The 13246-nt window shown below is 54.5% G+C and carries 13 protein-coding genes; 5 read left to right on the forward strand and 8 right to left on the reverse strand.

Annotated features, from left to right (window positions below; genetic code table 11):
* From K7H08_RS10850 to pedF, 3 genes are read right to left on the reverse strand one after another with little or no spacing between them, the layout of a single operon-like run.
* On the reverse strand, positions 1 to 945 hold the full coding sequence (locus K7H08_RS10850; protein WP_231657913.1) for a quinoprotein relay system zinc metallohydrolase 1: 945 nt from the start codon (positions 943 to 945) through the stop codon (positions 1 to 3).
* A complete protein-coding gene (locus tag K7H08_RS10855; RefSeq protein WP_231657914.1) occupies positions 942 to 1781 on the reverse strand; it encodes a quinoprotein dehydrogenase-associated SoxYZ-like carrier in 840 nt (279 codons plus the stop codon). The genes K7H08_RS10850 and K7H08_RS10855 overlap by 4 nt, the downstream gene beginning before the upstream one ends.
* 20 nt (positions 1782 to 1801) lie before the next feature.
* Positions 1802 to 2293, reverse strand: coding sequence for a cytochrome c-550 PedF (gene pedF, locus K7H08_RS10860; RefSeq protein WP_051626379.1), 492 nt, complete (start codon positions 2291 to 2293; stop codon positions 1802 to 1804).
* Positions 2294 to 2554: 261 nt separating this feature from the next.
* On the opposite strand from pedF, the gene K7H08_RS10865 reads away from it, so the two are divergent.
* The 3 genes from K7H08_RS10865 (at position 2555) to K7H08_RS10875 (ending at position 5819) form a co-directional block, all read left to right on the forward strand.
* Positions 2555 to 4456, forward strand: a complete 1902-nt coding sequence (locus tag K7H08_RS10865) for a methanol/ethanol family PQQ-dependent dehydrogenase (protein WP_038478882.1) — start codon at positions 2555 to 2557, stop codon at positions 4454 to 4456.
* A gap of 72 nt (positions 4457 to 4528) precedes the next feature.
* Entirely contained in the window at positions 4529 to 5215 is a 687-nt protein-coding gene (locus K7H08_RS10870) for a pentapeptide repeat-containing protein (protein WP_198349338.1), read from the forward strand.
* Positions 5216 to 5222: 7 nt separating this feature from the next.
* Complete coding sequence (locus K7H08_RS10875; protein ID WP_051626377.1) at positions 5223 to 5819, forward strand: rhodanese-like domain-containing protein; 597 nt, start codon at positions 5223 to 5225, stop codon at positions 5817 to 5819.
* 62 nt (positions 5820 to 5881) lie between these two features.
* Here the strand turns inward: K7H08_RS10875 and pqqE are convergent, their stop codons facing one another.
* The 5 genes from pqqE to pqqA all read right to left on the reverse strand — a co-directional run bounded on the left by pqqE (position 5882) and on the right by pqqA (position 9641).
* Positions 5882 to 7090: a pyrroloquinoline quinone biosynthesis protein PqqE gene (pqqE, locus tag K7H08_RS10880; RefSeq protein WP_051626376.1), complete on the reverse strand. Its 1209-nt coding sequence runs from the start codon at positions 7088 to 7090 to the stop codon at positions 5882 to 5884.
* Positions 7083 to 7385 carry a pyrroloquinoline quinone biosynthesis peptide chaperone PqqD gene (gene pqqD / locus K7H08_RS10885; protein WP_231657915.1) on the reverse strand — a complete coding sequence of 101 codons (303 nt, stop codon included), beginning with the start codon at positions 7383 to 7385 and terminating at the stop codon, positions 7083 to 7085. Before pqqD ends, pqqE begins: the two co-directional genes overlap by 8 nt.
* A 31-nt stretch (positions 7386 to 7416) precedes the next feature.
* The gene (gene pqqC, locus K7H08_RS10890; protein ID WP_231657916.1) at positions 7417 to 8205 is read right to left on the reverse strand and encodes a pyrroloquinoline-quinone synthase PqqC; all 789 of its coding nucleotides are present in this window, start codon (positions 8203 to 8205) and stop codon (positions 7417 to 7419) included.
* A gap of 329 nt (positions 8206 to 8534) precedes the next feature.
* On the reverse strand, positions 8535 to 9458 hold the full coding sequence (pqqB, locus tag K7H08_RS10895) for a pyrroloquinoline quinone biosynthesis protein PqqB (RefSeq protein WP_231657917.1): 924 nt from the start codon (positions 9456 to 9458) through the stop codon (positions 8535 to 8537).
* Between the two features lie 111 nt (positions 9459 to 9569).
* Positions 9570 to 9641, reverse strand: a complete 72-nt coding sequence (gene pqqA / locus K7H08_RS18410) for a pyrroloquinoline quinone precursor peptide PqqA (protein WP_009722990.1) — start codon at positions 9639 to 9641, stop codon at positions 9570 to 9572.
* A gap of 393 nt (positions 9642 to 10034) precedes the next feature.
* Here pqqA and K7H08_RS10900 point away from each other — a divergent pair, with 393 nt between their 5' ends.
* Both K7H08_RS10900 and K7H08_RS10905 read left to right on the forward strand, forming a co-directional pair.
* Positions 10035 to 11606, forward strand: coding sequence for a Re/Si-specific NAD(P)(+) transhydrogenase subunit alpha (locus K7H08_RS10900; protein ID WP_038478870.1), 1572 nt, complete (start codon positions 10035 to 10037; stop codon positions 11604 to 11606).
* A gap of 16 nt (positions 11607 to 11622) precedes the next feature.
* Entirely contained in the window at positions 11623 to 13065 is a 1443-nt protein-coding gene (locus tag K7H08_RS10905; RefSeq protein WP_038478867.1) for an NAD(P)(+) transhydrogenase (Re/Si-specific) subunit beta, read from the forward strand.
* The last annotated feature ends 181 nt before the right edge of the window (positions 13066 to 13246 follow it).

The raw sequence follows: 13246 nt of genomic DNA on the forward strand, positions 1-13246 counted from the left end.
TTAGTGTGGGGCGCCCCACAGCAACCGTGCTTCGTAGTGTGGGTAAAGCTGCATTACGCTGCGGGTGAACTCATATTCGCTGAGTGCCATGGTGCTAAACATGCTGGGAATTTCAACGGCCAAGGCATGATTGGCACCTAGCCCTTCGCTAGCCACATCACTGAGACGTTGGTCCAGCCATTCCAGGTAATGCGTGGTTTGGCCAATGATCGTTTCGGGCGGCGCACTGGGGCCATGACCCGGTACTGCGATACTGGCGTTGAGCGCGCGCAGATCGTTCAGTTCTTCCTGCCACTGTTGCAGGCTTGGGCTGTGGGCAGTGGCGGCAGCACGTTGGTAGAAGCCTATGTCGCCTAAAAACAGCACGTCGGTGGCATGGTCCATAATCACCAGGTCACCACCGCTATGGCCGCTCATGGCGAAAAGCGTGAGCGGGTAGTTGCCAAGGGTTATCTCGCCTGCCTCGATCACCTTGGGTAGGGCAATAGACGAGTGCTCCAGACTGAATCCGGTCAGCCGCGCTACGTTATCGATCAGTGCGTCCCGGTCGCGAGCCATCAACGCACGAGTGCTGGCTAGGGTGAGGTGCTGTGCCTCGTCGAAGGCGGCATTACCAAAAAAGTGGTCAGGGTGGTGATGGGTATTCAACACCCAGCGTACGGGTTGAGCGGTGTGCTGAGCAATGAGTGTTTTGAGTGCTTCGCCAAAGTGTGGGCTGCTGCCGCTGTCGATAAGGATGACACCACTGGGCGTAGCAATAAACGCTTGGTTGCCAATATGGCCGCAGTTGTTGGTGGAGAGTTCTTCTCTTAAGCCTTCCACCATCCAGGTGTTTTCCGCGATCGGCCGGGCTACTAGCGGACGTTCGCAGAACATCACCGGTTCGCTGGCTGCCAGCGGCGTGATCAGCAGTGTACTGAAGGTGGCCAGAAAACCGGCTTTCATGGCTGCAGACCAATAGAAAAGCGGTTGCCGTTGTTATCCCGCGCGCCAATCACATAACCGCCTGGAGAGGGGCGCATATGCAGCCCTAAGGTGGGGTTGGCGCTCACCGATGCATCGATATCCAGGGCGGCCACTTGCTGGCCCTGCTGATCCAACAGTTCAAACGACTGCACATAAAAGGCGGGCTGGCTGGGGATTAAGCCGCTGTCCATGGGGTGAGAAAGGCGCACCCGCAGGCGCTGTTCGTCCTCATTGGCAAACAGCCGACCCTGGAGCTCGCCGAAGGTGGTTTCCCAATCGGTGTCAGCGCTGGCAATACCGGGTGTGGTGCAGCCACCGCCTTCCGCTTCAATGTAGGTGCCACCCACATGCCAGGTATCCCCCTGTTTCACTGCTACACGCACCGCGGAGGCTTGTTCCAAGCGAATATTTAACGATAGCTTGGCTATGCCATGGCTCATCGGGGAGTAGTGGAACAGGCGGGGAATCGGGTTGAGATCCACCCAGGCAATAATGTCAGTGATTGGCTCGCCGCTGGCTTCTAAGGCGCTGGCATCTAGCGCAATGGGTACTTGTCCTGAGTCTTCGGCGAACCCCGGCGCGCTAACGGTGACGCGCTCATCAAACACCACGGGGGCATCGCCCAGAAAGCGCTCGCGGTACACAGGCCACATAAAGGAGTTAAGCGGATCCTGTTCAGCTGTGCTCGCTGTGGCCAACGCGGTGGTCGGCAGCGCGAGCAGTAGCCAGAAAAGCACGGCGAGTGCGGGGGTAAGGGGCGCGGCGAACGCCGCGGCGATACGTTGTAACGTGATGATAGGGTTTAGGGTTGCCATGGTGCCTCCCAGCGTTGGGATTATTGTCCAGTCGTTTCCATACTTACCGTTTCTAACCATGTGCGAATGGCCCACAGCCCTTCTTGGCTAACGTAATCGGACATGCGCGGCATTAGCACACGGCCGTTGCGCTCGGCGCCATTGGTGACTAGCTCTTTGAACCACTCATCGCCCCATGCGCCGTTTTCCAACTCGCGCAGGTCGGGAGCGATGCCGCCGGATTTCGCTTCTAGCCCGTGGCAAGCGGCACAGTTGCTGTTGTAAGCGCGGGCACCAATATCGATGGCGAGCTCTTGCTGGGGATGATCCCGGTAGGGGTTCTCTTCCCGCCATTCGTCGCCTAAGCGCTCGAGGTCTTTAATATCAACGGCTTGAGGGGTCACGCTGCCGTGAGACCAGGCCAGCGGCGAAGCCAGCAACGCGGCAAGGGCGATAGCACCCACTTGGCTGCTGAGGCGTAAGGGCAGTTTTGCGGAGGTTGTTTTTGTCAGTACTGTTTTTGTAATAGTCATGGGAAATGCTCCTCAGAGGATCAATGTATCGTCACTTGAGTGAGCTTAGGCAGGCAGGCCTTCCGAACCTATAGCACCTTAGGCATCGCTAGGCTCCTCCTTTGGAAGTAGTGCTAAATCAGGATGAGAACGCGACTGGAGGGGTAGATTGGTTTGTTATCCGAGCTTCTAAGCTGGACTTAGTCTTGCTGGCACCACGCAAGCAGCAGCTTGGCCGCTTTGCAGCCATTGCATTGTGATCATTACTCGGATGGAAAACCCATGACATACGCTATCAATAACAACACGTCAGCCCGCAAAATTTCGTGGCCCTTTCGCCTGCGTACACTCACCGCCGCCGTTGCTTACGCTTCTGCCTTAGGCGTCGGGGGCATTGCGCTGACAGCCCACGCCAGCGAGGTGACCTGGGACGATATTCTCAATGACCATAACAACACTGAAACGGTGTTGATGTACGGCATGGGCGTGAAAGCACAGCGTTATAGCCCGCTTAATCAAATTAACGCAGATAACGTCGAGATGCTGACCCCAGCTTGGTCTCACTCGTTTGGCGATGAAATGCAGCGTGGCCAGGAGTCTCAGGCGCTGATTCATGAAGGCGTTATTTATGTTACCGGCTCCTATTCACGTATTTTTGCTATTGATGCGCGCACTGGCCAGCGGCTGTGGTCATACAACCATCGCCTGCCCAGCGATATTCGCCCCTGCTGTGACGTAGTGAACCGCGGTGCGGCCATTTACGGTGATAAGGTATTCTTCGGTACGCTGGATGCTGGCATCGTGGCGCTGAATAAAGACACCGGTGAGGTGGTGTGGCGCGAGCGCTTTGGTGACCACCGCGCGGGCTACACCATGACCGGTGCGCCAACCATTGTCGAAGATAGCGAAACAGGTCGCGTGTTGCTAATTCATGGCTCTTCGGGAGATGAGTTCGGCATTGTGGGTAAGCTGTATGCCCGTGACCCTGATACCGGTGAAGAGATTTGGATGCGGCCCTTTGTTGAAGGCCATATGGGTCGTCTGAACGGTGAAGAAAGTACCCCAACGGGTGATGCTAGCGCGCCCTCCTGGCCCGATGACCCAGACAGCGAAACCGGTAAAGTACAAGCCTGGAGTCAAGGTGGCGGTGCGCCGTGGCAGAGCGCCAGTTTCGATCCTGATACCAATACCATCATCATTGGTGCCGGTAATCCTGCTCCCTGGAATGGCTGGGCACGCACCTCGGAAGACGGCGACCCGTCTGACTACGACAGCCTTTACACCTCTGGCCAGCTAGGGATCGACCCTTCGACTGGCGAAGTGAAGTGGTTCTATCAGCACACGCCCAACGACACCTGGGACTTCTCAGGCAATAACGAAATCGTCTTGTTTGAGTACGAGGATGAGAATGGCCAAACGGTGAATGCAGGAGCCCACGCTGACCGTAATGGCTTCTTCTATGTCACTGACCGCACCAACGGCGAGCTCATCAACGCCTTCCCGTTTGTCGATAACATTACCTGGGCTACCCATATTGACCTGGAAACCGGTCGCCCGGTTGAGGCTGAAGGCCAGCGCCCACCGCGCTTGGAAGAGGGACAAACCCGTTCTGAGCCTGTTGAAGTTTCACCACCTTTCCTTGGTGGTAAAAACTGGAACCCAATGGCTTACAGCGAAGACACAGGCCTGTTCTACGTACCGGGTAACCACTGGAAAGAAGATTACTGGACCGAGGAAGTTGAGTACGTGGAAGGCGCAGCTTACCTGGGTATGGGCTTCCGCATTAAGCGTATGTACGACGACCACGTCGGGATTCTACGTGCTGTTGATCCGGTCACCGGTGAGTACGCTTGGGAGCATAAAGAGCCTATGCCGCTGTGGGCAGGCGTGCTAGCTACCCACGGTGATCTGGTGTTTACCGGTACTGGCGATGGCTACTTAAAAGCATTCCATGCAGAAACCGGTGAAGAGCTTTGGAAGTTCCAGGTAGGCACCGGCATCATTTCACCACCGGTAACTTGGGAAATGGATGGTGAACAGTACATTGGTGTTACTGCCGGTTATGGCGGCGCGGTTCCTCTCTGGGGCGGTGATATGGCTGAACTGACGCGGCCGATTGCTCAGGGCGGTTCGTTCTGGGTCTTTAAGCTGCCATCTTTCGTTCAAGACTTGGCTAACCGTTAAGTTATCGACCCCTCTTGGGCGGCTTCTGCCGCCCTTTTTTGAATAACATTAACGGTAATGGAGAGAATAACAATGATAACTCGCAATGCTCTGTCTTTATGGAGCCGCCAAACAACGGCGGTTTTTCTCTGCCTTAGCGCGATAGGCAGCGTTGTCGCCGACGATTATGTTGAAGAGTATCAACCGCCAGTGCATAACGGCTGTGAGTTGGTGCCAGGTACTCAGTGCGCCAATATGGATTTATCCGGCGGCGACTTTTCCAATTTGGATCTACAGGGCGCTAACTTTGCGGGCAGTAACCTAGAAGGCTCGGATTTCCGCCACAGCAACCTACGCAGCGTTGATTTTGAAGGCGCATCGCTGAGACATGCCAACCTCAATCGTGCACGCATGCCCAACACGCATTTACGCGGCGCCGATCTTTCCCATGCCAGTTTGGTTGGATTGGATAGCTGGAGTATTTATGCCCAGGGCGCGACATTTGATTATGCCGATTTGACCGGCGCTAACCTTGAGTTTGCCCGGCTTTCCGGGGCCAGCATGCAAGGAGCGACGTTGATGGGCAGCAATCTGGAAATGGCCTGGATGAATAAGGTCAACCTGATCGGTGCGGACCTGCGCGATGCTAATCTGCAAGAAGCAAAAATGAACATCACGCGGCTCAATGATGCTGATATGACCGGTGCACGCATCCACTACGGCAACTTCCAAATGGCCCAAATGGAGGGTTGTACCGGCTGCCCGTTTGATTGGGAGTAATGTCACCATGTCGACACAACCTTCGGCGCACTCTGTGCGCCGCTATATGCTCTGTGTGGTGTGGGCAGCGGGTGTATTCAGTGGAGCGGTACACGCTGAAGCGCCCTCAGCGGTATTTAACCAAGAAGGCTACCGCTTGCCGCCTTTTAAAGCGCCTGTTACCGCACCGCTTCCAGGGGTGACCACGTTAGATGACCATGCTTTTCAAGCGCTGCTGGAGTCACCGCCAGTGATTCTGGTGGATGTCTACGCGCTGCCCTGGCATAACGGCCTTTTTCTGCAGGATAGTGCGCACTTAACGATCCCAGGCAGCATGTGGCTGCCCAACGTAGGCGCGGCTAGTTTGGAAGAGGAGTGGGTTGATTATTTCACCACAGCACTGAATGCGCAGCGTGAGCGCGCTGAAGCCGCGCCGCTAGTATTCTTCTGCCGGGCTGACTGCTGGCTTTCCTGGAACGCTGCCCGGCGCGCCGAGGCAATGGGTTATGAAGAGCTCTATTGGTACCCCAATGGGGTGGATGGCTGGCAAGCGAGCGGACATTCGTTAGCAGCCGTTTGCCCGCAGCTGCCCGCTCATGCTGAGCGAGCTACCTGCGAGCCTTAATCGGTTTGTTGCTGATAGCCAGGTTGACTACTAATCAATAGATTTATTACGGATAAACAGGCTTATTGCCGGTAAATCAGCTCAAGTGGTTGGCGGGGCGAAGGCGCTGCCAAGCCACTCTGTCTCAAGCCGCTTTGAATTTCAGCCTGACCCTGCAACTGCTTTGACTGGCGGGCATTGCGGGGAATCAGCGTCGCTTGATCGGGTGTGTTATGGCTGTTTTCTGCGATTAGGCTCTCTAACAACCCATGCTGGGGAGAGTGCTGGCATACAGGGTCGGTAGCGTTCATATCGCCGGTTAATAAATAGGCTTGGCAACGGCAGCCGCCATGGTCTTTATCGCGATCGTCGCACTGTTGGCAGAGCGCAGGCATCCACTGGGTGCCGCGAAAACGGTTGAACGCATCGCTTTGGTACCAAATGTCTTGCAGCGACGTCTCTTTGACGTTCGGAAACGCCATTGGTAGCTCCCTGGCGCTGTGGCAGGGCAACACGGCGCCATCTGGGGCAACGGTCATAAAGATACTGCCCCAACCACCCATGCACGCTTTAGGCGCTTGCTCAAAGTAGTCTGGCACCACAAATAGTAATGACATATCGCGGCCACGTGCCGCCAGTGTTTCACGCCAGCGATTGGTTTCTGCTTCGGCACGTACCAGCTGTTCACGGGTAGGCATTAACGCCTGTCGGTTCAAAAACGCCCAGCCGTAATACTGGCAGTTGGCGAGTTCAACCGCATCCGCGCCTAGCTCATCGCAGAGGGCAATCAGGTCGCCAATTTGATCGATATTGTGCCGATGTAGCACCACGTTTAATACCATGGGGTAGCCAGCAGCTTTGACCGCTTTGGCCATTGCCAACTTGTTGGCATGGGCCTTGGCAGAGCCTGCCAGCGCCTGAGCAAGTTCGGGGTCGGCGGCTTGCAGGCTAATCTGGATATGATCCAGGCCTGCTTCAGCCAAGGCGTTTACCCGTTGGGCAGTGAGGCCCACGCCGGAGGTCAGCAGGTTAGTATAAAAGCCTAGCTGGCGTGCTTCGCTTACCAGCGCTTCCAGGTCTTGACGAATCAGCGGTTCGCCGCCAGAAAAACCAAGCTGTGCCGCCCCCATCGCCCTGGCTTGGCGCAGCACGCTAAACCACGCGTCGGTATCCAGCTCGTTTTGGTAACGGGTAAATTCCAACGGGTTAGAGCAGTAAGCGCACTGCAGTGGGCAGCGGTAGGTGAGTTCCGCCAGCAGCCATAAGGGCGGTGAGGTCGTTTTATTAACCACAATGAACCTCCTTCACGGCTAGCCAGCCGTTACCGCGGGCTTCCTCGATAAACTGCACGACATCGTCTGCTAAGGACTCCGCGCCTGGGTAGCGCTGCTGTAGGGTGGCGATAATATCGGCGATGGAGTGGTGGCCATCAACCTGCTCAAGAACCGCACCGGCAGTCGCGCTGAGCTTGACCATGCCTTCGGGATAAAGAATGACGTGGCAGCCCTGAATGGCTTCCCACTGTAAGCGCCAACCGCGTCGCAGCTGGTAAATATCTTGATGTGATATGACGAGTTGCTGTGACATGGTGAATTCCCCAACGCTAGTCGATCATTGCCTAGTAAAGTGAGTGCTCAAGCCCACGGTGATACACCGCTTCGCGGGTGACGGTGTGGTAAGGCGGGCGGTCTAGCTGATAGGCCATGGTCATGGCATCCAACATGCTCCAGAGCACATCGAGCTTAAATTGCAGAATATCCAGCGCGCGCTGCTGCAGCGCCACCGTGGTACACACGCCTAAAGCGATTTCCAGGCCGTGCTCGACGTCTCGACGGGCTTCGCTGAGCCGCTTCCGAAAATAGCGATAGCCTTGCTCGTTAATCCACGGGTAGTGCTGAGGCCAGGTGTCCAGGCGGTTTTGGTGGGCAAGCGGCGCAAATAGCTCGGTAAGCGATGAGATCGCAGCTTCCTGCCAGGGGGCTCGAGCGACAAAGTGGCGGTAAGCATCTACCGCAAAGCGCACGCCGGGTAGCACACGCTCCTGAGAAAGCAGTGTATGACGGTGTAGCCCTACGGCTTCACCTAGGGCTAACCAGGCTTCAATCCCGCCTTCATCTCCGTCGTGGCCGTCGTGGTCAAGCAGGCGTTGCACCCATCGCCTGCGGGTAGCGGCATCTGGGCAGTTAGCCAGCAGCGCGGCGTCTTTTTGGGGAATCATCAACTGGTAGTAAAAGCGATTAGCTACCCAACCTTGAAGTTGTTCCTGGGTAAGCTCGCCGTTGGCCATCGCCTGTTGAAAGGGGTGATTAAGATGGTAGTACTGCCCTTTACCCATTAGCGCTTCACGGAACCCCTCCCGACTGAGCGGGGTGGCAGAAGCACTGGGCATTATCGCTGTCATCGCCATAGTCGATTTCCTGGTTATTTTTGTAATATCTAATGTATTTGTTGCTGATTTACATGGTTTTTATTTTTAGCCATTTTTTATGCATAGGATTTGTTTAATGAAACAGGTTTTTTGGTTATAACTCGCTCTGTTTGAATTATTTTATAAAGTTATATGCTTATTTTGGTTTAATTTTATCAGGACCTGTTTTTGCACCTTTTATCGATCTACTATCTTTTAAATTCTACTAACCTAGTGCTTTTTTAATCTAAGATTTAGGTCTGGATGTTAATAGATTAATACTTAATAATTCTAAGATAAGAGAGTGTTCAAGGTCTGTGGAAGTCAACCTAAAACGTCAGTTTCATTCCGTCGTAAGCTGTTTCGATGCCTGCGGCCTGCAATGTTTTCGCTGCATCGCTAGCGCAGTCCAAAATCGGGTTGGTGTTGTTGATATGAATCAAAATGCGCCGCGTGCTGCTGGGGAGTTCGTTCAATAGCGCACACATACCACCGTTGCCATTGAGCGCGAGGTGACCCATCTGTTGGCCTGTGGAGGTGCCAACGCCAAGTGCCTGCATTTCGTCGTCTTCCCACAGGGTGCCATCCACCATCACCACATCTGCGGCGTTTAAGAAACGCATTGCCAGCGGTGTGGGGTTGCCAAGCCCAGGGGCGTAGCACAGCGACTTGCCGCTGTTGCGGTCAACAATGTACAGCCCTAAATTATCGCCACAGGAGGGCGCGCCGCGCCGCGGTGAGTAGGGCGGGGCATTGCTGTGTAGCGCAAAGGCGGTGAGCGCGATATCTGGCAGAAAGGGAATCGAAAACTCGACAACTTCCTGATGATCTTCCAAGTCAATCGGCTGCCAGTGTAGTCCGCCCCAGTGTTCCAGCATCGGGAATAGCGGAAAACCAGTCGATAAATCGCGATGCACATTAGGCGTGCACCACACCTCTAATGGACAGCCTTCTCTTAGGGAGAGTAGCCCGGTGACATGGTCGATTTGAGCATCTACCAGTAGCACGCCACGAATACCGCTGCCACGCAGCTCACTTGGCCATAATTCCGGGTTGGCATTGAGCTGAGCGCGAATGTCAGGGGACGCATTGCATAGCAACCACTGCTTGCCATCCACACTTAACGCAATCGATGACTGGCTGCGAGATTGATGATCTGCACTGCCCAGGCGAGCGTGGTAGCAGTTAGGGCAGTTGCAATTCCATTGGGGAAAACCGCCACCTGCGGCAGCCCCAAGAACTAAAATATGCATAGACTGGCCTCCTACGTTAGTGCTGTGGGTGTGCTATGAATCCTGGCTGAAAGCCCCTACCTGATATCAACCCAATAAGGCAGGCAGGGGCCGTGGCTCAGTAGCTAGAGATTAGCGAGTAGAGATATACAGCGTTACTTCAAAGCCAAGGCGCATGTCTTGATACGTTGGTTTAGTCCACATAAGTGACTCTCCTGCGTTGTTAAGCTTGTTGTTGAGAATGTCGTTACAAATGTCGTTACAAGTACTGCTGTGGTCGTTTTTGGCGGTTAATCATTATTGCCATGCCCACTACTTCAGTTAATCACTGGTAGGGCGAATTGAATGCGGTACTTTGGAAGTAGTTTTCTCTAACTTTTGGTGGGGAATCGTTGTTAAAAAGGGTAGTGTTGTAGTTAAACAACCCAATTGAATCGAAGGTTGAATAGTAACTGGCAGTCGCCGCGTTAGATCCTAAACTGCTATCTGGCGCGAAGACGCATGTCAGTAATAATGCCCAGCGTCCAATAACCAAGGGTGAAAACGTGATTGTTTTGGTAATGACGCTGGAAATGGGCTAACCAAGGGAGAAAGCGTGTGAAAATAGGCGCACCGAAAGAGACAGCTCAAGGAGAAGCGCGTGTAGCGCTTACTCCTGAGAGCGCAAAACAGCTTCAGAAGCTAGGCCATGAGTGCTTGGTGGAAGCCGGCGCAGGGGCTGCCGCGGGCTTTAATGACGACACGTATCGCGATGCGGGTGTCAGCGTTGTGGAAAGCGCGGAAGCGCTGTGGCGTGATGCGGACGTGGTGATTAAAGTCCGTGAACCTTCGGAAACTGAGGCTCACTATTTGCGCGAAGGCCAGACGCTGATTGCGTTCTTCTGGCCAGCACAAAACGAAGCACTGTTGGAAACCTGTAAAGCTCAGGGCGCGTCTGTTATTGCGATGGACATGGTGCCACGTATTTCCAGAGCGCAGAAAATGGATGCGCTCTCCTCAATGGCCAATATCGCGGGCTACCGTGCGGTGATTGAGGCGGGCAATAACTTTGGCCGCTTCTTTACTGGCCAGGTAACCGCCGCCGGTAAAGTTCCCCCTGCCAAAGTATTGGTGATCGGCGCAGGTGTGGCGGGCTTGTCGGCGATTGGTACTGCGGCTAGCCTTGGCGCTGTGGTGCGTGCGTTTGATGTGCGCCCAGAGGTGTCCGAGCAAATTGAATCTATGGGCGCTGAATTCCTGTTTCTCGATTTTGAAGATAGTCAGGACGGTTCAGAAAGCGGTGGCTATGCCTCTCCCTCCAGCCCAGAGTTTCGTGAGAAGCAGCTGGAGTGTTTCCGCGAACAAGCGCCGGATGTCGACATCGTCATCACCACGGCGCTGATTCCTGGCAGGCCTGCACCAAAGCTGTGGCTGGAAGATATGGTGGCAGCCATGAAGCCTGGCTCGGTGATTGTCGACTTAGCCGCTGAAAAAGGCGGTAACTGCGATTTAACCAAGCCGGACGAACGAGTTGTATCTGATAACGGCGTAGTGGTGGTCGGCTATACCGACTTCCCCTCACGCATGGCCACCCAGGCGTCGCTGCTTTACGCCACCAATATTCGCCATATGCTAGCCGACCTCACGCCTGAGAAAGACGGCGTCATCCATCACAACATGGAAGACGATGTCATTCGCGGCGCTACGGTCACGCACCAGGGCGAAATCACCTTCCCGCCGCCGCCGCCCAAAGTAAAGGCCATTGCCGCGGCGAAGCCAAAGAAAAAAGAGAAAGAACCGACGCCTGAAGAGAAGAAGGCTACTGAACTGGCCGCCTTCAAAGCGCAAACCAAGCGACAAGCTGGCTTACTCGCCGTTGGTGGCGCGTTGATGCTGTTGCTGGGTCAAATAGCCCCTGCCTCATTTATGCAGCACTTCATTGTGTTTGTGTTGGCGTGTTTCATTGGCTTCCAGGTGATTTGGAAGGTGAGTCATTCGCTGCACACGCCTTTAATGGCGGTCACTAATGCCATCTCTGGCATCATTATTTTAGGGGCAATTTTGCAAATCGGTTCAGGCAGTGGCGTCGTTATCGTGCTGGCGGCCATTTCGGTACTGATTGCGTCGATTAATATCGTGGGTGGCTTCCTGGTGACACGCCGGATGCTTGCCATGTTCCAAAAATCCTAAGCGGCGGAGAAACGAGATGTTAGGACAAGGATTCGTATCTGCCGCGGCAATTGCGGCAAGTGTGCTATTTATTTTATCGCTAGGCGGCTTGAGTAATCAGGAAAAAGCCAAGCGTGCCGTGTGGTACGGCATTGTGGGCATGGCCGTAGCGGTGTTCTTTACCTCCCTCGGGCCAGGTATTGGCGGCTACTGGTGGCTGGTTCCGGCGATGTTAATCGGTGCTGGGATTGGTGCTTATGTCGCAGGCAAGGTCGAAATGACCGAAATGCCTCAGTTGGTAGCGGCACTACATAGTTTTGTGGGTTTGGCAGCGGTCTTTGTTGCCTGGAGCGCAGATTTAGAGCGCCGCCGGGTGTTGGCAGCACAAGCGGCCGATGGCGCGATGCAAGAGTTTTCTGCGTTTGCCGCATTGGTGGCCACGAAGGCTCCTGCTGAGCTGACCTTTTTGCAGATTGAGGTGGTGTTCGCGATTTTCATCGGTGCGGTGACCTTTACCGGCTCGGTGATTGCGTTTGGTAAGCTGGCGGGTAAGGTGGATGGCAAGCCTCGCCAACTGCCGGGTGGGCATATGCTCAATGCCGGTGCTGCGGCGCTTTCATTGCTGCTCGCGATTCTTTACCTCAACGGCGCAGGTTTCTGGACACTGATCGTGCTGGCAGCGTTGTCATTCTTTATTGGCTATCACCTGATTATGGGCATTGGCGGTGCGGATATGCCGGTGGTGGTATCGATGTTGAACAGCTACTCCGGCTGGGCAGCGGCGGCGATTGGTTTCACGCTGTCCAACGATCTATTGATTGTTACCGGCGCACTGGTGGGGTCCTCAGGGGCGATCCTGTCTTACATTATGTGTAAGGCGATGAACCGCAACTTCGTTAACGTGATTTTGGGCGGCTTCGGTGGTGCTCAAGGGCCAGCGGCTGAAATTGAGGGCGAGCAGGTCGCGATTGATGCGAGTGGCGTAGCGAGTGCCTTAAACGATGCTGACAGCGTGATTATCGTGCCGGGATATGGCATGGCGGTGGCTCAAGCACAAAGTGCGGTGAGCGATCTAGTACGCAAGCTGCGGGCATCGGGTAAGACCGTACGTTTTGGTATTCATCCGGTGGCAGGGCGTCTACCTGGTCACATGAACGTGCTGCTGGCTGAAGCCAAAGTGCCTTACGATATCGTGCTGGAAATGGACGAGATTAACGACGATTTCTCAAGTACGGATGTGGTTATCGTGATCGGCTCCAACGACATCGTAAACCCAGCGGCCGAGGAAGATCCCAATAGTCCTATCGCCGGTATGCCGGTATTGAAGGTTTGGGAAGCCAAGCAGGTGTTTGTCAGCAAGCGTGGTCAGGGCACGGGCTACTCTGGCATTGAAAACCCGCTATTCTTCAAAGAGAACACGCGCATGTTCTACGGCGATGCGCGGGATAGCTTGAACGCACTGTTGCCAATGGTGGAGTAAAGGTAAGAAAACGCTACTATCATGATAGTGGTACGGGCAGGGCGTCTGACGTCCTGCCTTTTTTATTGGCTAAGTTTTTATTGACTAAGTTTGTATTGACTAAGTTTTTATTGACTAAGAAATAGCTAGTTTAATAATAAATAACTATCGATCTATTGGTTTATTACAAATTGTGGCTATC

Source organism: Halomonas sp. IOP_6 (assembly GCF_021151565.1).
GTDB lineage: Bacteria > Pseudomonadota > Gammaproteobacteria > Pseudomonadales > Halomonadaceae > Vreelandella > Vreelandella alkaliphila.

What these genes read in the sequence shown, in the direction of transcription:
- K7H08_RS10870 (WP_198349338.1), top strand. Translation starts at nt 4,529, where the DNA reads ATGATAACTCGCAATGCTCTGTCTTTATGGAGCCGCCAAACAACGGCG.
- pedF (WP_051626379.1), bottom strand. Translation starts at nt 2,293, where the DNA reads ATGACTATTACAAAAACAGTACTGACAAAAACAACCTCCGCAAAACTG.
- pqqD (WP_231657915.1), bottom strand. Translation starts at nt 7,385, where the DNA reads ATGTCACAGCAACTCGTCATATCACATCAAGATATTTACCAGCTGCGA.
- K7H08_RS10850 (WP_231657913.1), bottom strand. Translation starts at nt 945, where the DNA reads ATGAAAGCCGGTTTTCTGGCCACCTTCAGTACACTGCTGATCACGCCG.
- K7H08_RS10855 (WP_231657914.1), bottom strand. Translation starts at nt 1,781, where the DNA reads ATGGCAACCCTAAACCCTATCATCACGTTACAACGTATCGCCGCGGCG.
- K7H08_RS10875 (WP_051626377.1), top strand. Translation starts at nt 5,223, where the DNA reads ATGTCGACACAACCTTCGGCGCACTCTGTGCGCCGCTATATGCTCTGT.
- pqqB (WP_231657917.1), bottom strand. Translation starts at nt 9,458, where the DNA reads ATGCATATTTTAGTTCTTGGGGCTGCCGCAGGTGGCGGTTTTCCCCAA.
- K7H08_RS10865 (WP_038478882.1), top strand. Translation starts at nt 2,555, where the DNA reads ATGACATACGCTATCAATAACAACACGTCAGCCCGCAAAATTTCGTGG.
- pqqC (WP_231657916.1), bottom strand. Translation starts at nt 8,205, where the DNA reads ATGGCGATGACAGCGATAATGCCCAGTGCTTCTGCCACCCCGCTCAGT.
- K7H08_RS10905 (WP_038478867.1), top strand. Translation starts at nt 11,623, where the DNA reads ATGTTAGGACAAGGATTCGTATCTGCCGCGGCAATTGCGGCAAGTGTG.